Below are 19,893 nucleotides of genomic sequence, written 5' to 3'. Positions count from 1 at the left end.
GGTCTAATCATCAGATTTGTAACAGATGTAAAATGTGCAAGATTCTATGATCAGACCCTTATGTGAAGCTTAAGTTTCGGCCTGTTTTCAAAAATAGAATCGAACTGTGAACCAGTGCCCAACTATCACTTTTTACTTAACTCATCTTCTTATATTACTGTTCAATGAATAATCTTTACGTATAATCCTTCCCTAGCTCAGCGGTGAATCCGCTTTTTATAACTAATGTGAAAAAGAAATAATGACCACTCTCTGGATTTTTATTGCGCTTTTTGTGTTAGTCAGCCTAGCGCTGATTTGGTTTCCTCATTTTCGTCAGCATAAGATGTTGCAGGCGGAAGAAGCAGGTGTTCGTAAACAAACGAACCTTGAACTGTTTAACAATCGTCTCGTCATTCTAGAGAAAGAACTAGAAGAAGAACTGCTTGATCAAGGTGAATTTGATATCTTGAAGAAAGAGTTAGAGATAAGTCTCCTTCAGGATATGAAACAAGGGGAAGATGAATCCCTGGTCAACAAGGTCAAACCTAAAGGTTTATTATGGCCTACGTTAATGTCTGTGGTTATCCTAGGGCTTTCTGGATACTTCTATTCAACACTTGGCGCCTATGCAAAACTAGATCAACCAGCTCAAGCAAACCCACATGCAGGAATGGATGCCGATCAAATTATGCAGCAACGTCTGCAAATAATGGAAGCTCAAGCTAAATCTGAACCTGAAAATAGCCAACTTCTCTTTAGCCTTGGTCACATGTATATCTCTGCGAGCCGTTACAACGATGCTATATCAACATTTGATCAGGCTATGGAACTCGTTGGTACCCATGCCGAGTTACTGGGTCCAAAAGCAACCGCCATGTACTACAGGGCGAACCAACAAATGACACCAGCCATCCAGGCTATTATCGATCAATCTTTAGCCCTAGATCCCGAAGACCCATCGACTCTATTGCTTAAAGGTATGGACGCCTTCTTTACTGCTCACTATCAAATGGCAATAGATGCTTGGCAAGCCATACTCGACAGCGAAAGAAGTGATGTCGATCGAAGTGCGATCATCAATGCTATCGATAGTGCCAAGATGAGAATGCAGGCTGAGACAGGTGAAATTCCTGATGACGCAGCACACGCAAGTGTTAAAGCTGTGGTCAAAAGCGTAAACGTTGAAGTTTCTGTGTCTGATAAGCTCGCCGAGCAAGTAGGTAGTTCAGATATGCTATTCATCTTTGCTCGGAGCACAGAAGGCCCCAAAGTCCCTCTAGCGGCAGTAAAGGTCTCGGCTAAATCATTACCAGCCACAATCACCTTAGATGACAGCACTTCTATGGGTGGTGACGTGAAGCTAAGTGGTGCTAAAAATGTCGAGATAATTGCAGTACTCTCTAAGCACGGTAGTGTGAAACCTCAGACCGGTGACCTTCAGGGTCGACTTGCCATGGTTAAAGTCGGTGATACAGTCCAGCTTGTCATAGACACGCAAGTTAAATAGTCAGATAACCATTATTAAGATTAAGGGCCTGCAATCGCAGGCCCTTTTTATTGCCTAGTACTTAGCTACAACTAGAAAGTAGATAAATAAGAAATAGAAAAGACAGACACAAAAAAACCGGCTATTTAGCCGGTTTTTGATGCTCAGTACTCGAGCTAGATAACGATTACTTAGACATGTACTCGATAGCGTTTTTGTAATCTTCATCGGTACAATCAGTACACATGCCACCTGGTGGCATTGCGCCTTTACCAGTTTTCACTGTAGATACTAATGTATCGAGTCCTAGTTCAAGGCGAGGTGCCCAAGCAGCAGCATCGTGTGATTTGGGAGCGCCAGCGACACCCATGCTGTGGCATATATGGCATGCCTTGTCGTATACAGCCTTACCTTCTTGTGCAAATGCGTTTGCAGACAAAGTCAAAGCAGCGACCGCAGTCATAGCTAACAATTTTTTCATGTTCGATGTTCCTAATGCAAGTTCTAACAAAGCTCAACGCCACCCTTGTTACTCTCATCAATGAGTAAGGCAGACTATTTTTATAGCTGTTCTAGAATACATTAAACTTCAACAAATCTCACCTTTTTGTGATTCTTATCAAAGCTTGCATACTATAAACACAATTAGAAGCACAAATTCGATATTATATTAGCAAGGGTTAAAAAATCTTTATTGAGAAAAGAAAAAAGTTCAAAAATATTGTTAAAAGGTTTCAATTATTGGAAGCACATCAAATTGCTGACACATAGAATCAAGCAGTACTAAACCCCTTATTGTGATTGTGTTAAGATCCCTTGTAATGACTCAAGGCTTGGTATAGAGGACTCAGTGGTAGAACAGATGACAAAGACCTTAATTTCGGCCAAGGAATTGACCTGTATTCGCGAGGAACGCATCTTATTCGATGAGCTTAGCTTCGACATTACTGAAGGTGAGATTGTTCAAATTGAAGGCCCAAACGGCTCAGGTAAAACGAGTCTACTTAGGATCCTCGCAGGTCTTTCACGCCCCTATGCTGGTGATGTCCATTATAAAAATCAAGAGATAAACCGCTATAGAGACGAATACAACGAGGACCTGCTCTATATAGGTCATCTTGCAGGCGTTAAGAGTGAGTTAACCGCAGAGGAAAATCTTAACTTCAATTTAAGAATTAGTGGTTATGATGACTTCAATACTCAAGATATTCTCGCCAAGGTAAACCTAGCTGGCTTTGAAGAAGCACTCGCAGGACATCTTTCTGCTGGACAGCATAGACGCACAGCCTTGGCTAGACTCTGGCATACCAATTGTAAAATTTGGTTGTTAGACGAACCTTTTACAGCCATCGACAAGAAAGGCGTTGAAGAACTTGAACATCTGTTTCTTGAACACGCTAAACGTGGCGGATGTGTCATCTTAACGACACACCAAGATATGGGAATTATCCATGACGATATTCTCCGAAAGATCAGCCTTGAATATCGCTTTGTATAAGGTCCAGAAATGAAAAAAGGCATCAGCTTCAGACAAGCATTTTTTACTCTACTGAAACGCGATTTACAGATAGCGATCCGACATAAGGGTGACATTTTCAATCCACTGCTGTTTTTTATCCTAGTCGTCACCTTATTTCCACTGGCCATAGGACCCGAGCCAAAAATATTATCCAGAGTCGCCCCAGGCATAATTTGGGTCGCAGCCTTGTTAGCCTCTATGTTGTCATTAGAGCGATTATTTAAGGCAGATTATGTCGATGGTAGCCTTGAACAGATGCTACTAAGCCCACAACCTTTACCTTTGATGGTGCTAGCAAAAGTTTTAGCTCATTGGCTATTAACTGGGGTTCCATTAATTCTAGTCGCACCGCTTTTAGCCGTATTACTTCATTTAGACGGCAATAGTTATGGTGCCCTGATGGCAACTTTAGCCTTAGGAACACCTGTATTGAGTCTACTCGGGGCTATTGGTGTCGCATTAACCGTAGGACTACATAAAGGCGGTGTGCTACTTAGCTTACTCATCTTACCTTTATATATTCCCGTATTAATCTTTGCCACGACAGCCATAGATGCTGCCGGGTTGAATCTACCTTATGATGGCCATCTCGCTATAATTGCTGCGATGCTGGTCGGTTCATTAACGTTAGCACCTTTCGCAATTGGTGCATCTTTAAGAGTGAGTACAAACTAACATGTGGAAATGGCTACATAGTTACGCGGATCCAGAGCGCGCGTATAACCTTTCTGGAAAACTCCTCCCTTGGTTCGCTATGCTAGCGATTGCCCTGATAGGTATAGGGTCAGTGTGGGGCTTGGTTTTTGCACCTAGTGATTATCAGCAGGGTGATAGTTACCGAATCATCTTCATTCATGTTCCTGCAGCCTCAATGTCTATGGCGGCCTATATGGGCATGGCAACGTCTGCATTTATCGGCCTAGTATGGCAGATAAAATCGGCCGATTGGGCCGCAGCAGCCATTGCCCCCATAGGAGCTGTGATCACCTTCATCGCTTTAATCACTGGCGCAACCTGGGGCAAACCTATGTGGGGGACTTGGTGGGTGTGGGATGCACGTTTAACAGCCGAGTTGGTCCTGCTATTTCTTTATCTGGGTGTTATTGCGCTTTATGCCTCTTTTGAAGACAAGGTATTAGCAGCAAGAGCGGCTGGAATATTAGCTATAGTTGGTGTGATTAACATCCCGATAATTAAGTACTCAGTTGAATGGTGGAGCTCTCTACATCAACCTTCAACTATTAGAATTACAGAGAAATCGACTATGCCAACTGAAATGCTTTATCCACTACTGATAAACATCTTAGGTTTCGGCATGATGATAGGCGCAATAACCTTGATCCGTTTCAGATCTGAAGTTTTGGCACGTAACAGTATGCGACCTTGGGTTCGTACTCTAGCTAAAGCCCAAGGAGTTAAGTAATGCAATTTGATTCATTGAGTGATTTTTTTAATATGGGAGGCTACGCCTTCTATGTATGGCTGGCATATGGCGTAACATTTGGTTCGTTAGCCATCCTCGTCATACAGAGTATGGGTCAGAAACGTAAAGTGTTGACTGAAATAGCAAAGAAAATTCAGCGAGAAGAACGCCTAAAAGAAAACCGGAGTAATAAATAGTGAACACAAGACGTAAAAAGAGACTAGCTCTAGCAGTAGCCTTAATAGGTGGTGTAGCCGCAATAGCATCATTATTACTGTATGCATTAAACTCAAACTTAAACCTTTTCTATACTCCGACAGAAATAGTGCAAGGTAAGAAAGATACCGGAGTTTTACCCGAAATTGGCCAGCGCATACGCGTAGGCGGTATGGTCACCATGGGGTCTATGGTGAGAGATCCTGACAGCTTGCATGTTGAGTTTGCCGTTCATGATTCCTTAGGCGGTGAGATCATAGTGACTTATGACGATCTACTACCAGATCTTTTCCGTGAAGGCCAAGGCATCGTCGCTCAGGGTGTTTTAATAGAAGGTGGCAAGTTGCAGGCAACTGAAGTACTCGCTAAGCATGATGAAAACTACATGCCTCCCGAAGTAGCCGAAGCTATGGGGCAAACTCATGAGAAACTAGATTACAAGACAGAGCAAAAAAGTGGTTACTAGAACTAACTGATTGAATAGGCCTCTAGCGAGGCCTTTTTTATACGCCCAGAACGCCTTCTGCTCATATTTAAGCTATAACTAGATAAAAGAGGATTAGGAGGTGATTAAAATGCGCGCGACAGTTCTCTTATTGCTTGTGATATATGTCCTAGCAGGAGGACAAGCAACTGCGGCATCGATTTTAATTATTGAGAGCTATCATAAAGAGTATGCTTGGGATAAAAGCTACAATCGTGGCATAAAATCGATTGTAGATGAAAACAACACATTTACACATTTCTATATGGATACCAAAACCCTCCCTATTGAGCAGTTTCCTAAGCAAGCAAACTTAGCCTGGCAAACATACCTCAAACTAAAACCAGATCTAGTGGTTCTCTGTGATGACAACGCCATAAGCTTGTTATCACATAGATTTGGACTGACGGATGTCCCGGTTGTATTTCTTGGGCTCAATAGCAACCCGAGAGATTATGGTTTAACTAAACTGTCTAACTTCACCGGCGTCCTAGAGCGGCCAATATTGAAACGCTCCATTATTCTAGCCGAACAAATATTGCCTGATAAATCAGAAAAAAAAATATTGGTCATATTTGATAACAGTAAGACCTCCAAAGCTTCTATCGAGCCTATCAGTCCGGATTTAGCAGCCATTAGCATTGGCAAGGTTACTGTTGATTTTAAGCTTCTAAAGCAAGTTGTAGAATGGCAAGAGCTTGTCAGCAATGCTAAGAAAAATGGCTACGATGCCCTCTTCGTTGGCCTCTATCACACCCTAGTCGATGCTGAACAGCAGCATGTTCTCCCAAATGAAGTCATTCTTTGGACCCAACAAAATGCACCTATACCCCACTTCGGTTTCTGGGATTTTTCAATAGGGGCTCAAAGGAATATAGGAGGTTACGTCTTAGATGGCTATCTTCATGGGCAGCTTGCAGGGAAACTTATCTCACAGATCTTACAGGGCAAGAGTCCAAATCAGCTCACCTATGAGTTCGATAGGCAGGGCCGCTATCTGTTTAGCTTAGAAGGCCTTAAACGATGGCAACTTGAACTCCCTCAGAGGGTGAGCACACAGAGTCATTGGACAAAATGAAGACATAAAAAAAGCCGGGGTTAGCCCGGCTTTTTTACAATGAAACCCTTAATTACTCAGCGTCGTCAGCTTCAACAGCTTCTGCAGCTTCAGGGCGACCTACTAGTTCAATATACGCCATAGGCGCTTTATCACCAGTACGTAGACCGCACTTAAGGATGCGGGTATATCCACCAGGACGTTCCTGGTAGCGTGGACCCAATTCATTAAATAACTTACCTACGACTTCAGCGTCGCGAGTACGAGCAAATGCCAAACGGCGATTTGCAACGCTATCACTCTTAGCAAGCGTTATTAGAGGTTCAACTACGCGACGCAGTTCTTTCGCTTTAGCTACAGTAGTCTTGATCACTTCGTGACGGACTAAAGAGCTTGCCATGTTACGGAACATAGCTTGGCGATGACTGCTGTTACGGTTTAGTTGACGACCACTCTTACGATGGCGCATGACCTAATCCTTATTACCTTATCTGTACAAAATCTGGAGTTAAAGGTCGTCGACTAGGCTGGCTGGAGGCCAGTTTTCTAGACGCATACCCAACGACAGTCCGCGAGAAGCCAAAACATCCTTAATTTCGGTAAGAGATTTCTTACCTAAGTTAGGTGTCTTCAGCAGCTCAACTTCAGTGCGCTGTACCAGATCTCCGATATAATGAATCGCTTCAGCCTTCAAACAGTTAGCTGAACGTACAGTTAGCTCTAAATCGTCCACAGGACGCAACAGAATCGGATCGAACTCTGGCTTTTCTTCTTTCTGCTCTGGCTCAGTCACATCACGTAGCTCAACAAATGCATCTAGCTGTTCAGCCAAGATGGTTGCAGAACGACGGATAGCTTCCTCAGGATCAATAGTACCGTTTGTGGTCATATCGATAACGAGTTTATCTAAGTCAGTACGCTGTTCAACACGTGCAGCTTCTACATTGTAGGCTATACGAGCGACAGGCGAGAAAGAAGCATCAACCAACAAGCGACCAATAGGACGATCATCGTCTTCGGTTTGTGCACGGGCTGAAGCCGGTACATAACCACGACCACGCTCTACGCGGATACGCATGCTGATTTCATTGTTACCTGTCAGATGACAGACAACATGCTCAGGATTCATGATTGTAACATCACCATCATGGGTGATATCTGCTGCAGTAACAGGGCCTGCGCCTGACTTACTTAAAGTAAGCATAGCTTCGTCTTTCCCTTCGATCACTACTGCCAAACCTTTAAGGTTTAGTAGGATCTCAAGGATATCCTCTTGCACGCCTTCCTTGCTACTGTATTCATGCAGTACACCATCAATCTCTACTTCGGTTACCGCGCAGCCTGGCATAGACGACAATAGGATACGACGCAACGCGTTACCTAAAGTGTGACCAAAACCACGTTCAAGCGGCTCAAGTGTAACTTTGGCACGTGTTGGATTAACCTGCTCGATATCAACGAGACGCGGTCTAAGAAATTCTGTAACAGAACCCTGCATTGTGTCCTCTCTTTTGTGTTAACTTTACTTAGAGTAAAGTTCGACGATAAGCTGTTCGTTAATTTCCGCAGATAAATCACTACGCTCAGGTAGACGCTTGAAAGCACCTTCCATCTTAGTGTTATCAACTTCAACCCATGTCGGCTTTTCGCGTTGAGAAGAAACTTCCAAAGCAGCCATAATACGCGCTTGCTTCTTAGACTTCTCACGAATGCTAATTACATCATTCGCAGACACTTTGAATGATGGAATGTTAACAACGCTGCCATTAACCATAATTGACTTATGGCTAACTAGTTGACGTGATTCAGCGCGTGTAGCACCAAAACCCATACGGTAAACAACGTTATCAAGACGGGTTTCTAAAAGAGTAAGCAGATTCTCACCTGTGTTACCTTTTTGACGTGCAGCGTCTTTGTAGTAGTTACGGAATTGCTTTTCTAGCACACCATAAGTACGACGAACTTTTTGTTTCTCGCGTAGCTGAACACCATACTCAGACAGGCGGGTCTTACGAGCGCCGTGTTGTCCAGGTGCAGTTTCAAGCTTACACTTCGAATCGATTGCTCTCACGCCGCTTTTTAGGAAAAGGTCTGTACCTTCTCTGCGGCTGAGCTTGAGCTTTGGACCCAAGTATCTTGCCATGTTCTTTCTCCAACTATCCTATTTAAAAACGACGAGTTAAACGCGACGTTTCTTAGGAGGACGACAACCATTATGAGGGATAGGCGTCACATCGGTAATGTTAGTTATCTTGTAACCAACCGAATTCAGTGCACGAATCGCAGATTCGCGTCCTGGACCTGGACCCTTTACAAAAACTTCAAGGTTTTTAACACCGTAATCCTGAGCAGCAACACCTGCACGCTCAGCAGCAACCTGTGCAGCAAAAGGAGTAGATTTACGTGAACCACGGAAACCTGAACCACCTGAAGTTGCCCAAGATAGTGCATTACCTTGACGATCAGTAATGGTAATAATTGTGTTGTTGAAAGACGCATGGATATGAGCCATACCATCAGCAACCTGTTTACGTACGCGCTTGCGCGGAGAACGTGACGGACTTTTAGCCATATTGGATTACCCCGTTACTTTCTGATTGGCTTACGAGGACCTTTACGCGTACGCGCATTGGTCTTAGTACGTTGCCCACGAAGGGGCAGGCTACGACGGTGACGTATTCCACGGTAACAGCCAAGGTCCATAAGACGCTTGATGTTCATAGAAACTTCACGACGCAAATCACCTTCTACAGTGTATTCGGCAACTGCTTCACGTAGTGTATCAATTTGAGCTTCGCTCAATTCCTTGATCTTAGCTTCTTCAGCAATAGAAGTAGCCGCGCAGATTGCTCTAGCGCGAGTACGGCCGATGCCGAAGATTCCAGTCAATGCAATGACTGTGTGCTTCTGATCAGGAATGTTAATGCCAGCGATACGGGCCACTATGCACTCCTCAATAGTTAATGGTCATCTGTGAAAAGCCCGGTAGGATACTCGACAGACGACAGTTTTGCAAATAATATTTTGCTCAGCCCGGACAGGGCTGAGCAAATGTTTTAGCCTTGACGCTGTTTGTGTTTAGGTTCAACACAAAGTACGCGAACAACGCCCTTACGCTTGACGATCTTGCAATTACGGCAGATCTTCTTAACGGAAGCTCGAACTTTCATTTCATCACTCCGTAAAGTTAGTTTAGCGTCCAAAGCGATCTAAATTCGCTTTGTTAACTAAATTAGCTTTCTTCATAACAGACTCATATTGATGAGACATCATATGGGTCTGAACTTGAGCCATGAAGTCCATGATTACGACTACCATAATAAGTAGTGAAGTACCGCCAAAATAGAACTGTACTTGCCACGTAATTAACATGAACTCCGGAATTAAACAGATAAAGGTAATGTACAAGGCACCTGCTAATGTCAGGCGAGTCATTACTTTATCAATGTAACGCGAAGTCTGTTCTCCAGGACGGATCCCGGGAATAAACGCACCACTCTTCTTCAAGTTATCAGCTGTCTCGCGAGGGTTAAACACCAACGCAGTATAGAAGAAACAGAAGAAGATAATCGCTGTTGCATACAATAATGAGTAAAGCGGTTGTCCCGGTGACACAGCAAGTGCAAAATCACTTAACCATGAAAGGGACTCATTTTGACCAAACCACTGAGCCAGTGTGCCTGGAAACAAAATGATGCTAGACGCAAAAATTGGTGGTATCACACCTGCCATATTAACCTTGAGCGGTAAATGTGTGCTTTGTGCAGCAAAAACCTTACGGCCCTGCTGGCGCTTAGCATAGTTAACGACGATACGACGTTGACCACGTTCCACAAATACAACAAAGAAGGTCACAGCAAATACGATAACTGCAATCAACAATAATACTAGTACGCTCAAGTCACCTTGACGCGCCTGCTCAGCCGTTTGGCCGATAGCAGATGGTAGACCAGCGACAATACCTGCGAAAATTAATATCGAGATACCGTTACCTATGCCTCGTTCGGTAATCTGCTCACCGAGCCACATAAGGAACATAGTTCCTGTGACTAGACTCACAACAGCAACGAAGTAAAAACTAAAACCTAGGTTTACTACTAAACCAGGGATCAAGTTAGGTAGACCCGTTGCGATACCGATTGCCTGGAACGTGCCCAGAACCAATGTGCCGTATCGTGTGTATTGACTGATCTTCTTACGCCCTGATTCGCCTTCCTTCTTTAGTTCAGCGAGTGCAGGATGTACCACAGTCAATAGCTGCATTATGATCGATGCCGAAATATACGGCATAATTCCTAATGCAAAGATAGAAGCACGTTCAAGAGCACCACCAGAGAACATGTTAAACATGCCTAAGATGGTACCCTTCTGCTGATTGAACAGCTCTGCTAATACAGCAGCGTCAATACCAGGAATTGGTACAAACGAACCGGCTCTAAAGACGATAATTGCACCAATCACGAACAGGAGGCGAGTTTTCAGTTCAGAAAATCCACCTTTCGCGCTTTTTAAATCAAGTCCTGGTTTTGCCATCGACGTATTATTCCTCGATCTTTCCGCCGGCAGCTTCGATAGCTGCACGTGCACCTTTGGTTGCCTTTAGACCTTTAACGGTCACTGGGCGCTCAATGGTACCTGAAAGAACGATTTTAGCAAACTGAATGTTGCGTGTAACAAGATTTGCATCTTTCAACGCATTCAAGTCAACAACATCACCGTTAACTTTAGCAAGTTCGCTGATACGAACTTCCGCAGTTACCAAAGCCTTACGCGAGGTAAAACCAAATTTTGGCAGACGGATCTTAAGTGGCATTTGACCACCTTCGAAACCGATGCGTACGCCGCCACCAGAACGAGACTTCTGACCCTTGTGGCCGCGACCACAAGTTTTACCAGTGCCTGAACCGATACCGCGACCTACACGCTTAGCTGCTGATTTAGCACCTGCAGCAGGTGATAGAGTATTTAGACGCATCTTATACTTCCTCCACCGAAACCATGTAGTAAACCTTGTTAACCATACCGCGAACTGAAGGAGTATCTTCAAGTTCAACAGTGTGGTTAATACGGCGTAGACCTAGACCAGTCAAAGTTGCACGATGCTTAGGCAAACGTCCAATTGAACTTTTAGTCTGAGTAACTTTTAATGTTTTCTTAGCCATGGTGCATTAACCTCGAATTTCATTAACATTGAGGCCGCGCTTAGCTGCGATTTGTGATGGTGACTTCATGTGCACCAACGCATCTACAGTTGCGCGAACAACGTTAATCGGGTTAGTTGAACCGTATGCTTTCGACAGAACGTTATGAACGCCTGCTACTTCCAATACGGCACGCATTGCGCCACCGGCAATAATGCCGGTACCGTCAGAGGCTGGCTGCATGTAAACACGCGAACCAGTGTGACGACCCTTTACAGGGTGGTGCAAAGTACCATTGATCAATTCAACAGAAACGATGTTACGACGAGCTTTTTCCATCGCTTTCTGAATTGCTGCAGGTACTTCACGCGCTTTACCATAACCAAAGCCGACTTTACCATTACCATCACCGACTACAGTTAGTGCAGTGAAGCTAAAGATACGTCCGCCTTTAACTACTTTAGAAACACGATTTACTGCAACTAATTTCTCTTGCAGATCGTCTTTTTGCTGAGCTTCAAATTTAGCCATTTTTCATCATTCCTTAGAACTTGAGGCCAGCTTCACGAGCGGCGTCTGCTAATGCAGCTACACGTCCGTGATACTTGAAACCGGAACGATCGAATGCAACTACAGTCACGCCTTTTTCGATAGCACGCTCAGCGACGGTTTTACCCACTACTTTTGCTGCATCTACGTTGCCTGTGTACTTTAGCTGCTCTGATACCGCTTTCTCAGCAGTAGAAGCTGACGCCAAAACCTGTGAATCAGGGCTGATTACCTGAGCATAGGTGTGACGTGGTGTACGATGTACAACCAGACGGTTAACGCCCAGCTCTTGGATCTTCTTACGGGCGCGTAATGCGCGACGTAAGCGAGATGTTTTCTTATCCATATCGCGTTACCTACTTCTTCTTAGCCTCTTTACGACGTACTTGCTCATCGGTATAACGAACACCCTTGCCTTTATAAGGCTCTGGTGGACGATATCCGCGAATCTCAGCTGCTACTTGACCAACCAACTGCTTATCAGTACCCGTAAGTACGATTTCAGTTTGTGAAGGACAGGCTGCTGTTACGCCGTCAGGAAGTTTGTGTACTAGAGGGTGTGAAAAACCTAGAGTCAGGTCGATATCTTTACCAGTGATTTTCGCACGGTAACCGACACCAACTAGAGTTAGTTTCTTCTCAAAACCAGCTGTTACACCAACAACCATATTGTTGATTAAAGCTCGAGCTGTACCTGCTTGAGCGTTATTTTTAACGCCTTCAACAGAACTACACTTGATTTCGTTGTTTTCAACAACAACAGAAACTTCAGTATTTATTACTCGAGTCAAACTACCTTTAGTACCTTTTACGGTGATAGTTTGTTCGTTTAAAGTCACTTCTACGCCTGCAGGAATAGCGACTGGTGCTTTTGCGACACGAGACATTGCTAGCTCCTTATGCTACGTAGCAGATAACTTCCCCACCCATGCCATTTTGGCGGGCGGTACGATCAGTCATCAAACCTTTAGAAGTGGACACGATTGCGACACCCAGTCCGCCCATAACCTTTGGAAGTTCGCCTTTACCTTTGTAAATACGAAGACCAGGACGGCTAACGCGCTGGATAGTCTCAACGACTGGTTGACCTTGGAAATACTTAAGAGTGATTTCTAGAGTCGGTTTAGCTTCATCTGCTACGGCGTAGTCAGTGATATAACCTTCTTCTTTAAGCGTTTGCGCGATGGCAACTTTTAGCTTAGCAGAAGGCATAGATACTGATACGTGGTTAGCAGCTTGGCCATTACGAATACGTGTTAACATATCCGCTATAGGATCTTGCATGCTCATATTAGCTTACTCCGTGACACGTGCTTACCAGCTGGCCTTACGTAGACCAGGAACTTCACCGCGCATAGTCGCTTCACGTAATTTGATACGGCTAAGGCCGAATTTACGTAAATAACCATGTGGGCGACCAGTTTGACTACAGCGATTACGCTGACGCGCAGCGCTAGAGTCACGTGGTAAACCTTGCAACTTAAGAACGGCATCCCAACGATCTTCATCAGATGTTGTCGGGCTGCTAATGATAGCCTTAAGAGCTTGACGCTTTTCAGCGAATTTAGCCACGAGCTTGGCACGTTTTACTTCACGTGCTTTCATTGAACTTTTTGCCATTTCGCTACCCTTATTTCTTGAATGGGAAGTTAAAGCCTTCGAGCAAAGCTCGGCCTTCTTCATCATTCTTCGCAGAAGTAGTGATCACAACATCCATACCACGGATCTTATCGATTTTATCGTATTCGATCTCAGGGAAGATAATCTGCTCACGTACACCCATCGCGTAGTTACCACGGCCATCGAACGACTTAGCGCTCATGCCACGGAAATCACGGATACGCGGGATTGCGATATCAACTAAACGCTCTAAGAATTCCCACATACGCTCACCGCGCAGTGTAACCTTACAGCCTATCGGGTAGCCATCACGGATTTTAAAACCAGCCACTGACTTACGAGCTACAGTCACTACTGGCTTTTGACCAGCGATAGCAGTCATGTCACGAAGCGCATGCTCCATAACTTTCTTATCTGCTACTGCTTCGCCAACACCCATGTTAAGGGTGATTTTCTCAATCCGAGGGACTTGCATGACACTGGTGTAACCAAACTTTTTAACAAGCTCAGGACTCACAGTCTCTTGATATTTATCATGCAGTTTCGCCATCGTTTACTCCAATTACTTAATGAGTTCACTGTTCGACTTAAAGAAACGAACTTTTTTGCCGTCTTCAAATCGGAAACCAACGCGATCAGCTTTGCCAGTGGCAGAGTTGAATAGCGCTACGTTTGATGCTTGTATCGGTGCTTCTTTCTCAACAATACCACCAGTCACACCCAGTTGTGGGTTTGGCTTCTGATGCTTCTTGACAAGATTGATGCCTTCAACAATTAATTTACCAGTAGTAAGAACTTGAGAAACTTTTGCACGTTTCCCTTTATCTTTACCTGCTAGTACTATTACTTCGTCTTCGCGACGGATTTTAGCTGCCATTTGAAGCTCCTTTACAGTACTTCTGGTGCCAGAGAAACAATTTTCATAAATTGTTCATTACGCAATTCACGCGTCACTGGGCCAAAGATACGAGTACCAATCGGTGCATTGTTTGCGTTAAGCAAAACAGCTGCGTTCCGATCGAAGCGAATGACAGAACCGTCTGGACGACGTACGCCTTTCTTAGTACGAACCACAACCGCAGTATAAACATCACCTTTCTTCGCTTTACCACGAGGAATAGCTTCTTTAACAGAAACCTTAATGATGTCGCCGATACCGGCATAACGACGGTGAGATCCACCTAAGACCTTAATACACTGAACTCTACGAGCGCCACTATTACAGGCTACATCTAGAGTAGATTGCATTTGGATCATTGTAAATGCTCCGCTAAACGTTACTTCACATCCCTTATCGGGACTACTATTTCGCCACTTTTCGACTAACATTTAGTCTAAAAAGGCGCGCAAGTATAACACCCGATTTTGGGAATAGATAGTGTTAAAATAAAAACGGCTCCTATAGCAGGAGCCGTTTAACTAAACCTAAAATGAATTAGGCCTTTGTCACTACTTCAACCAGGGTCCAAGACTTAGTCTTAGATAGAGGACGACATTCGCGAATAGTCACGACGTCACCTTCACTACACTGATTTGTTTCGTCATGTGCATGGATCTTAGTAGTGCGCTTAAGGTACTTCCCGTATAAAGGATGCTTAACCTTACGCTCAATAGCTACAGTGATAGACTTGTCCATCTTGTTGCTAAGTACACGACCCTGCAAAGTACGGATTTTATCAGACATTACGCACCCGCCTTAGAAGTAATAATGGTCTTAACGCGCGCTACATTGCGACGCACGATTTTCAGCTGATGAGTCTGAGTCAACTGACCAGTTGCGTGTTGCATGCGCAGATTAAACTGCTCACGCAGCAGACCAAGCAGTTCAGCGTTCAATTCTTCAACGCTCTTTTCTGTTAGTTCGCTCGCTTTCATTACATCACCGACTTAGTTACGAAGGTAGTCTTAAGAGGTAGCTTAGCGGCAGCAAGAGCGAAAGCTTCACGAGCTAGCTCCTCTGGTACACCATCCATCTCATAAAGAACCTTACCTGGTTGAATCTGGCAAACCCAGTATTCAACGTTACCCTTACCTTTACCCATACGCACTTCAAGAGGCTTAGAGGTGATCGGCTTATCAGGGAAAACGCGGATCCAGATCTGACCTTGACGCTTAATGTGGCGTGTCATTGCACGACGCGCAGCTTCGATTTGACGAGCAGTTAGACGACCACGTCCAACAGCTTTTAAACCGAAATCACCGAAGCTTACTTCAGTGCCGTTCGCAAGACCACGGTTGCGGCCTTTGAACATTTTGCGAAACTTAGTTCGTTTTGGTTGCAGCATTGCCAGCTCTCCTATTTACCGCGAGGCTTACGCTTCGGCTGCTGTTTCGGCTCTTCATGCGCAGGAACGATTCCGTCTAGAACTTCACCTTTGAAGACCCAAACTTTAACGCCGATCACACCATATTGAGTGTGACTTTCTGCAGTAGAATAGTCGATATCAGCACGAAGTGTATGTAGAGGTACGCGACCTTCACGATACCACTCAGAACGCGCGATTTCAGCTCCGCCTAGGCGGCCACTAACTTCAACTTTGATACCTTTAGCACCAAGACGCATTGCATTTTGTACTGCGCGCTTCATAGCACGACGGAACATAACACGACGCTCTAGCTGCGAAGCGATGCCATCGGCAACAAGCTTTGCATCTAGCTCAGGCTTACGGATCTCAGCGATGTTAATCTGAGCTGGAATACCAGTCAGCTTAGCAACAGCGTTGCGTAGCTTCTCAACGTCTTCACCTTTCTTACCAATCACAACACCTGGACGGGCAGTGTGAATAGTAACGCGAACACTCTTAGCTGGACGCTCGATAACAATCTTAGAAACTGATGCTTGCTTAAGTTTCTTTTCAAGAAACTTACGCACTTCCCAGTCACTATTCAAGTTGCTGGCATAGTCTGACTTATCAGCGTACCAAGTCGAGATCCAAGGCTTAGTGATACCCAGACGGATACCATTAGGATGTACTTTCTGTCCCATTGCTAACTCCTAGCGATCTGACACAACCACAGTAATGTGGCTGGTGCGCTTGATTATACGATCAGCACGGCCTTTGGCACGTGGCATGATACGCTTCATGGTTGGACCTTCATCGATCATAATCGCTCCAACTCGTAATTCGTCAATGTCAGCACCTTCATTGTGCTCAGCATTAGCGATAGCAGAGTCCAGTACTTTCTTAACAAGTACTGCAGCTTTCTTAGGGCTGAAAGTTAGAATTTCGAGAGCCTTAGCAACAGGCAGTCCACGGATTTGATCTGCAACCAAACGACACTTTTGAGGCGACGTACGGGCAAAACGATGTTTAGCTAAAACTTCCATCTTATTCCTCCCGTATTAACGCTTCTTCGCTTTCTTATCTGCAGCATGGCCGCGATAAGTGCGAGTTGGTGAAAACTCACCAAGCTTGTGGCCGATCATTTCGTCAGTTACGAACACAGGTACGTGCTGACGACCATTATGGACAGCGATGGTCAAACCTATCATGTTAGGTATGATCATAGAGCGACGAGACCAAGTCTTAATAGGCTTCTTGTCTCCCGCTTCCATCGCTTTCTCTACCTTCTTCAGCAAGTGTAGGTCAATGAATGGACCTTTCTTGAGAGAACGTGGCATGGCGAATCCTCTTACTTTTTATTGCGACGACGTACAATGTACTTGTCGGTGCGTTTGTTACTACGAGTCTTATAACCCTTAGTAGGCTGACCCCATGGAGATACAGGATGACGGCCACCCGAAGTACGGCCTTCACCACCACCATGTGGATGGTCGACTGGGTTCATTGCAACACCACGAACTGTTGGGCGTACGCCTCTCCAGCGTTTAGCACCTGCTTTACCTAACTGGCGTAGCATATGCTCGGCATTACCAACTTCACCCAGAGTCGCGCGGCAATCCACTGGTACTTTACGCATTTCGCCAGAGCGAAGACGTAGAGTAGCGTATTCGCCATCACGAGCTACAACTTGTACATAAGTACCTGCTGAACGAGCGATTTGAGCACCTTTACTAGGCTTCATCTCGACTGCGTGTACAACACTACCTATTGGGATGTTGCGTAATGGCAAAGTGTTACCCACTTTGATTTCAGCATCGATACCTGACTGGATCTTATCACCAGCTTGCATGCCTTTAGCAGCAAGGATATAACGACGCTCACCATCAGCATACAAAACAAGTGCGATGTTAGCTGTGCGGTTTGGATCATATTCCAAACGCTCAACTTTTGCAGGGATACCGTCTTTATTGCGCTTAAAATCAATAATACGGTAATGCTGCTTGTGTCCACCACCTATGTGACGAACAGTGATACGACCAGTATTGTTACGGCCACCACTTTTAGATTTCTTAGCCAGCAAGGCTGCAAAAGGTTTACCCTTGTGCAGGTCCTTGTTCACCACTTTTACTAAGTGGCGACGACCTGGAGAGGTAGGCTTACACTTAACAATTGCCATGATAATTCTCCTTTGCTTACTCAGCGCCGACGAAATCGATGTCAGCACCTTCAGCTAAAGTTACATAAGCTTTTTTCCAATCGATACGACGACCCATACGGGCACCGGTACGCTTGGTTTTGCCTTTGTTAACTAGAGTGCGAACTGAATCAACTTCAACTTCGAACAACTTAGCGACTGCAGCTTTAATTTCAGCTTTAGTGGCGTCAACAGCTACACGGAAAACTACCGTGTTGTTATTTTCTGCACAAACAGTACTCTTTTCAGAGATATGTGGTGCAAGAATAACTTTTAGCAAACGTTCTTCGCTTATCATCCCAGCATCTCCTCGATTTGCTTAACAGCATCGGCAGTTACTAGTACCTTGTTGAATGCGATAAGACTTACTGGATCGATACCAGCAACGTCACGCACGTCAACTTTGTACAAGTTGCGAGCTGCCAAGAACAAGTTCTCGTCAATTTCTGGAGTAACAATCAACACATCTTCTAGGTTCATTTCAGCCAATTTAGCTTTCAGCTCTTTAGTTTTAGGAGCTTCAACACTAAACGACTCAACCACGATTAGACGGTCTTGACGTACCAACTCAGAGAAAATGCTTTTCAGCGCTCCGCGGTACATCTTCTTGTTAACTTTTTGGCTATGATCTTGTGTTTTAGCAGCGAATGTTACGCCACCGCCACGCCAGATTGGGCCTTTAACAGTACCAGCACGTGCACGGCCAGTACCTTTTTGGCGCCATGGCTTTTTGCCAGAACCAATAACTTCTGCGCGAGTCTTTTGAGCACGAGTGCCCTGACGCGCATTTGCAGCATATGCTACAACTACCTGATGAACCAGTGCTTCATTAAAGTCACGGCCGAAGGTAGTTTCGGAAACTTCCAGAGCACTTTGTGCGTCTTTCAATACCAATTCCATTACTATCTCCTCAGACCTAAGCTTTAACGGCAGGTTTGATGATCAGGTTGCCATTAGTAGCCCCCGGAACAGCACCCTTAACCAATAGCAAGTTACGCTCAGCATCTACACGTATAACGTCTAGATTCTGCGTAGTAACACGCTCTGCACCCATGTGGCCTGACATTTTCTTACCTTTGAAAACGCGACCTGGGGTTTGGTTTTGACCGATAGAACCGTTGGATCTATGTGCCAGTGAGTTACCATGAGTCATATCTTGTGCATGGAAGTTCCAACGCTTAATACCGCCTTGGAAACCCTTACCTTTAGATTGACCAGTAACATCAACTTTCGCTATGTCAGCGAAGATATCAACATTTAGCTCGGCACCAACTTCAATGCCTTCGCCTTCATCATCTGCCAAACGCACTTCCCATAAACCACGACCGGCTTCAACGCCTGCCTTAGCAAAGTGACCTGCTTCTGGTTTAGTGATGCGATTAGCTTTTTTGTTACCAGTAGTAACTTGAAGAGCACGGTAACCGTCAGTTTCTAAGGTTTTCACCTGAGTAACGCGATTAGACGTGATTTCAATTACTGTAACCGGGACAGAAACGCCATCTTCACAGAAGATGCGAGTCATACCCACTTTACGACCGATAAGACCGATAGCCATCTCGAAAACCTCTTATTAACCCAAGCTAATCTGAACGTCAACACCAGCCGCAAGATCGAGACGCATAAGTGCATCTACAGTCTTTTCAGTTGGCTCAACGATGTCAACTAGACGTTTGTGAGTACGAAGTTCGTACTGATCACGCGCATCTTTATTAACGTGTGGAGAAGTCAAAATGGTATAACGTTCTTTACGCGTTGGCAGTGGAATTGGACCACGTACCTGCGCGCCTGTACGCTTAGCAGTTTCAACGATTTCCGCAGTAGATTGATCGATCAGACGATGATCAAATCCTTTTAAGCGGATACGGATTCTTTGGTTCTGCATTGACCAGAGCTCCTAAAATGGACACATAAAAAATCACCCTCTTGCACTTCCTATA

The 19,893-nt window shown here is 44.8% G+C and carries 36 protein-coding genes; 7 read left to right on the top strand and 29 right to left on the bottom strand.

Annotated features, from left to right (window positions below; all coding sequences use genetic code 11):
* Window positions 1-241 precede the first annotated feature (241 nt).
* On the top strand, window positions 242-1,489 hold the full coding sequence (gene ccmI / locus sps_RS01975) for a c-type cytochrome biogenesis protein CcmI (protein ID WP_077750942.1): 1,248 nt from the start codon (window positions 242-244) through the stop codon (window positions 1,487-1,489).
* Window positions 1,490-1,655: 166 nt separating this feature from the next.
* Here the strand turns inward: ccmI and sps_RS01970 are convergent, their stop codons facing one another.
* Entirely contained in the window at window positions 1,656-1,949 is a 294-nt protein-coding gene (locus sps_RS01970; protein ID WP_077750941.1) for a c-type cytochrome, read from the bottom strand.
* 381 nt (window positions 1,950-2,330) lie between these two features.
* Between sps_RS01970 and ccmA the strand changes: the two genes are divergently transcribed.
* The 6 genes from ccmA (at window position 2,331) to sps_RS01940 (ending at window position 6,188) form a co-directional block, all read left to right on the top strand.
* Entirely contained in the window at window positions 2,331-2,966 is a 636-nt protein-coding gene (gene ccmA, locus sps_RS01965) for a cytochrome c biogenesis heme-transporting ATPase CcmA (protein WP_077755515.1), read from the top strand.
* 9 nt (window positions 2,967-2,975) lie between these two features.
* The gene (gene ccmB, locus sps_RS01960) at window positions 2,976-3,662 is read left to right on the top strand and encodes a heme exporter protein CcmB (protein ID WP_077750940.1); all 687 of its coding nucleotides are present in this window, start codon (window positions 2,976-2,978) and stop codon (window positions 3,660-3,662) included.
* 1 nt (window position 3,663) lies between these two features.
* Window positions 3,664-4,410, top strand: a complete 747-nt coding sequence (locus tag sps_RS01955) for a heme ABC transporter permease (RefSeq protein ID WP_077750939.1) — start codon at window positions 3,664-3,666, stop codon at window positions 4,408-4,410.
* Entirely contained in the window at window positions 4,410-4,607 is a 198-nt protein-coding gene (ccmD, locus tag sps_RS01950) for a heme exporter protein CcmD (RefSeq protein WP_077750938.1), read from the top strand. Before sps_RS01955 ends, ccmD begins: the two co-directional genes overlap by 1 nt.
* A complete protein-coding gene (gene ccmE / locus sps_RS01945; RefSeq protein WP_077750937.1) occupies window positions 4,607-5,092 on the top strand; it encodes a cytochrome c maturation protein CcmE in 486 nt (161 codons plus the stop codon). The genes ccmD and ccmE overlap by 1 nt, the downstream gene beginning before the upstream one ends.
* Window positions 5,093-5,201: 109 nt before the next feature.
* Window positions 5,202-6,188: an ABC transporter substrate-binding protein gene (locus tag sps_RS01940; RefSeq protein ID WP_077750936.1), complete on the top strand. Its 987-nt coding sequence runs from the start codon at window positions 5,202-5,204 to the stop codon at window positions 6,186-6,188.
* 52 nt (window positions 6,189-6,240) lie between these two features.
* Here sps_RS01940 and rplQ read toward each other — a convergent pair whose 3' ends face one another.
* The 28 genes from rplQ to rpsJ all read right to left on the bottom strand — a co-directional run bounded on the left by rplQ (window position 6,241) and on the right by rpsJ (window position 19,838).
* Window positions 6,241-6,636 (bottom strand): 50S ribosomal protein L17, encoded by a 396-nt coding sequence (gene rplQ, locus sps_RS01935; protein WP_005502465.1) that lies wholly within the window; start codon window positions 6,634-6,636, stop codon window positions 6,241-6,243.
* Between the two features lie 39 nt (window positions 6,637-6,675).
* Entirely contained in the window at window positions 6,676-7,665 is a 990-nt protein-coding gene (locus tag sps_RS01930) for a DNA-directed RNA polymerase subunit alpha (RefSeq protein ID WP_077750935.1), read from the bottom strand.
* Between the two features lie 24 nt (window positions 7,666-7,689).
* Window positions 7,690-8,310 (bottom strand): 30S ribosomal protein S4, encoded by a 621-nt coding sequence (gene rpsD, locus sps_RS01925; RefSeq protein ID WP_077750934.1) that lies wholly within the window; start codon window positions 8,308-8,310, stop codon window positions 7,690-7,692.
* Window positions 8,311-8,346: 36 nt separating this feature from the next.
* A complete protein-coding gene (gene rpsK / locus sps_RS01920; protein WP_012327241.1) occupies window positions 8,347-8,739 on the bottom strand; it encodes a 30S ribosomal protein S11 in 393 nt (130 codons plus the stop codon).
* Window positions 8,740-8,753: 14 nt separating this feature from the next.
* Window positions 8,754-9,110: a 30S ribosomal protein S13 gene (rpsM, locus tag sps_RS01915; protein ID WP_077750933.1), complete on the bottom strand. Its 357-nt coding sequence runs from the start codon at window positions 9,108-9,110 to the stop codon at window positions 8,754-8,756.
* Between the two features lie 113 nt (window positions 9,111-9,223).
* Entirely contained in the window at window positions 9,224-9,337 is a 114-nt protein-coding gene (gene rpmJ / locus sps_RS01910) for a 50S ribosomal protein L36 (protein WP_077750932.1), read from the bottom strand.
* Window positions 9,338-9,359: 22 nt separating this feature from the next.
* Entirely contained in the window at window positions 9,360-10,700 is a 1,341-nt protein-coding gene (secY, locus tag sps_RS01905; RefSeq protein ID WP_077750931.1) for a preprotein translocase subunit SecY, read from the bottom strand.
* A gap of 7 nt (window positions 10,701-10,707) precedes the next feature.
* A complete protein-coding gene (gene rplO / locus sps_RS01900; RefSeq protein WP_005503661.1) occupies window positions 10,708-11,142 on the bottom strand; it encodes a 50S ribosomal protein L15 in 435 nt (144 codons plus the stop codon).
* A gap of 1 nt (window position 11,143) precedes the next feature.
* Entirely contained in the window at window positions 11,144-11,329 is a 186-nt protein-coding gene (rpmD, locus tag sps_RS01895) for a 50S ribosomal protein L30 (RefSeq protein ID WP_005503660.1), read from the bottom strand.
* 6 nt (window positions 11,330-11,335) lie between these two features.
* Entirely contained in the window at window positions 11,336-11,839 is a 504-nt protein-coding gene (gene rpsE, locus sps_RS01890) for a 30S ribosomal protein S5 (RefSeq protein WP_077750930.1), read from the bottom strand.
* A 13-nt stretch (window positions 11,840-11,852) separates the two neighbouring features.
* A complete protein-coding gene (gene rplR / locus sps_RS01885) occupies window positions 11,853-12,203 on the bottom strand; it encodes a 50S ribosomal protein L18 (RefSeq protein ID WP_013053406.1) in 351 nt (116 codons plus the stop codon).
* 10 nt (window positions 12,204-12,213) lie between these two features.
* Window positions 12,214-12,744, bottom strand: a complete 531-nt coding sequence (gene rplF, locus sps_RS01880; RefSeq protein WP_077750929.1) for a 50S ribosomal protein L6 — start codon at window positions 12,742-12,744, stop codon at window positions 12,214-12,216.
* A gap of 10 nt (window positions 12,745-12,754) precedes the next feature.
* Complete coding sequence (gene rpsH, locus sps_RS01875) at window positions 12,755-13,147, bottom strand: 30S ribosomal protein S8 (protein WP_077750928.1); 393 nt, start codon at window positions 13,145-13,147, stop codon at window positions 12,755-12,757.
* 24 nt (window positions 13,148-13,171) lie between these two features.
* Window positions 13,172-13,477: a 30S ribosomal protein S14 gene (gene rpsN / locus sps_RS01870; RefSeq protein ID WP_077750927.1), complete on the bottom strand. Its 306-nt coding sequence runs from the start codon at window positions 13,475-13,477 to the stop codon at window positions 13,172-13,174.
* A gap of 10 nt (window positions 13,478-13,487) precedes the next feature.
* Complete coding sequence (gene rplE / locus sps_RS01865; protein WP_077750926.1) at window positions 13,488-14,027, bottom strand: 50S ribosomal protein L5; 540 nt, start codon at window positions 14,025-14,027, stop codon at window positions 13,488-13,490.
* Window positions 14,028-14,039: 12 nt separating this feature from the next.
* Window positions 14,040-14,354 (bottom strand): 50S ribosomal protein L24, encoded by a 315-nt coding sequence (gene rplX / locus sps_RS01860; protein WP_005503646.1) that lies wholly within the window; start codon window positions 14,352-14,354, stop codon window positions 14,040-14,042.
* Window positions 14,355-14,365: 11 nt separating this feature from the next.
* Window positions 14,366-14,734: a 50S ribosomal protein L14 gene (gene rplN, locus sps_RS01855; RefSeq protein WP_013053412.1), complete on the bottom strand. Its 369-nt coding sequence runs from the start codon at window positions 14,732-14,734 to the stop codon at window positions 14,366-14,368.
* Window positions 14,735-14,912: 178 nt separating this feature from the next.
* Window positions 14,913-15,161 (bottom strand): 30S ribosomal protein S17, encoded by a 249-nt coding sequence (gene rpsQ / locus sps_RS01850; RefSeq protein WP_077750925.1) that lies wholly within the window; start codon window positions 15,159-15,161, stop codon window positions 14,913-14,915.
* Window positions 15,161-15,352 (bottom strand): 50S ribosomal protein L29, encoded by a 192-nt coding sequence (gene rpmC / locus sps_RS01845; protein ID WP_005503550.1) that lies wholly within the window; start codon window positions 15,350-15,352, stop codon window positions 15,161-15,163. Before rpmC ends, rpsQ begins: the two co-directional genes overlap by 1 nt.
* Entirely contained in the window at window positions 15,352-15,762 is a 411-nt protein-coding gene (gene rplP / locus sps_RS01840; RefSeq protein ID WP_077750924.1) for a 50S ribosomal protein L16, read from the bottom strand. The genes rpmC and rplP overlap by 1 nt, the downstream gene beginning before the upstream one ends.
* 11 nt (window positions 15,763-15,773) lie before the next feature.
* Entirely contained in the window at window positions 15,774-16,463 is a 690-nt protein-coding gene (rpsC, locus tag sps_RS01835) for a 30S ribosomal protein S3 (RefSeq protein WP_077750923.1), read from the bottom strand.
* A gap of 9 nt (window positions 16,464-16,472) precedes the next feature.
* Window positions 16,473-16,805: a 50S ribosomal protein L22 gene (gene rplV / locus sps_RS01830; protein ID WP_012144645.1), complete on the bottom strand. Its 333-nt coding sequence runs from the start codon at window positions 16,803-16,805 to the stop codon at window positions 16,473-16,475.
* A gap of 15 nt (window positions 16,806-16,820) precedes the next feature.
* Window positions 16,821-17,099 (bottom strand): 30S ribosomal protein S19, encoded by a 279-nt coding sequence (gene rpsS, locus sps_RS01825; RefSeq protein ID WP_006083596.1) that lies wholly within the window; start codon window positions 17,097-17,099, stop codon window positions 16,821-16,823.
* Between the two features lie 11 nt (window positions 17,100-17,110).
* Window positions 17,111-17,938 (bottom strand): 50S ribosomal protein L2, encoded by an 828-nt coding sequence (rplB, locus tag sps_RS01820; protein WP_077750922.1) that lies wholly within the window; start codon window positions 17,936-17,938, stop codon window positions 17,111-17,113.
* Window positions 17,939-17,954: 16 nt separating this feature from the next.
* Window positions 17,955-18,254: a 50S ribosomal protein L23 gene (gene rplW / locus sps_RS01815; protein WP_077750921.1), complete on the bottom strand. Its 300-nt coding sequence runs from the start codon at window positions 18,252-18,254 to the stop codon at window positions 17,955-17,957.
* The gene (rplD, locus tag sps_RS01810; RefSeq protein WP_077750920.1) at window positions 18,251-18,856 is read right to left on the bottom strand and encodes a 50S ribosomal protein L4; all 606 of its coding nucleotides are present in this window, start codon (window positions 18,854-18,856) and stop codon (window positions 18,251-18,253) included. Before rplD ends, rplW begins: the two co-directional genes overlap by 4 nt.
* Before the next feature lie 16 nt (window positions 18,857-18,872).
* Window positions 18,873-19,511, bottom strand: a complete 639-nt coding sequence (rplC, locus tag sps_RS01805; RefSeq protein WP_077750919.1) for a 50S ribosomal protein L3 — start codon at window positions 19,509-19,511, stop codon at window positions 18,873-18,875.
* A 15-nt stretch (window positions 19,512-19,526) separates the two neighbouring features.
* Window positions 19,527-19,838, bottom strand: a complete 312-nt coding sequence (gene rpsJ / locus sps_RS01800; RefSeq protein WP_005503530.1) for a 30S ribosomal protein S10 — start codon at window positions 19,836-19,838, stop codon at window positions 19,527-19,529.
* Window positions 19,839-19,893 lie beyond the last annotated feature (55 nt).

This window comes from Shewanella psychrophila (genome assembly GCF_002005305.1).
GTDB classification, from domain to species: domain Bacteria; phylum Pseudomonadota; class Gammaproteobacteria; order Enterobacterales; family Shewanellaceae; genus Shewanella; species Shewanella psychrophila.
Note: the sequence above shows the minus strand (reverse complement) of the source record. Positions and strands in the feature narration are given on the sequence as shown.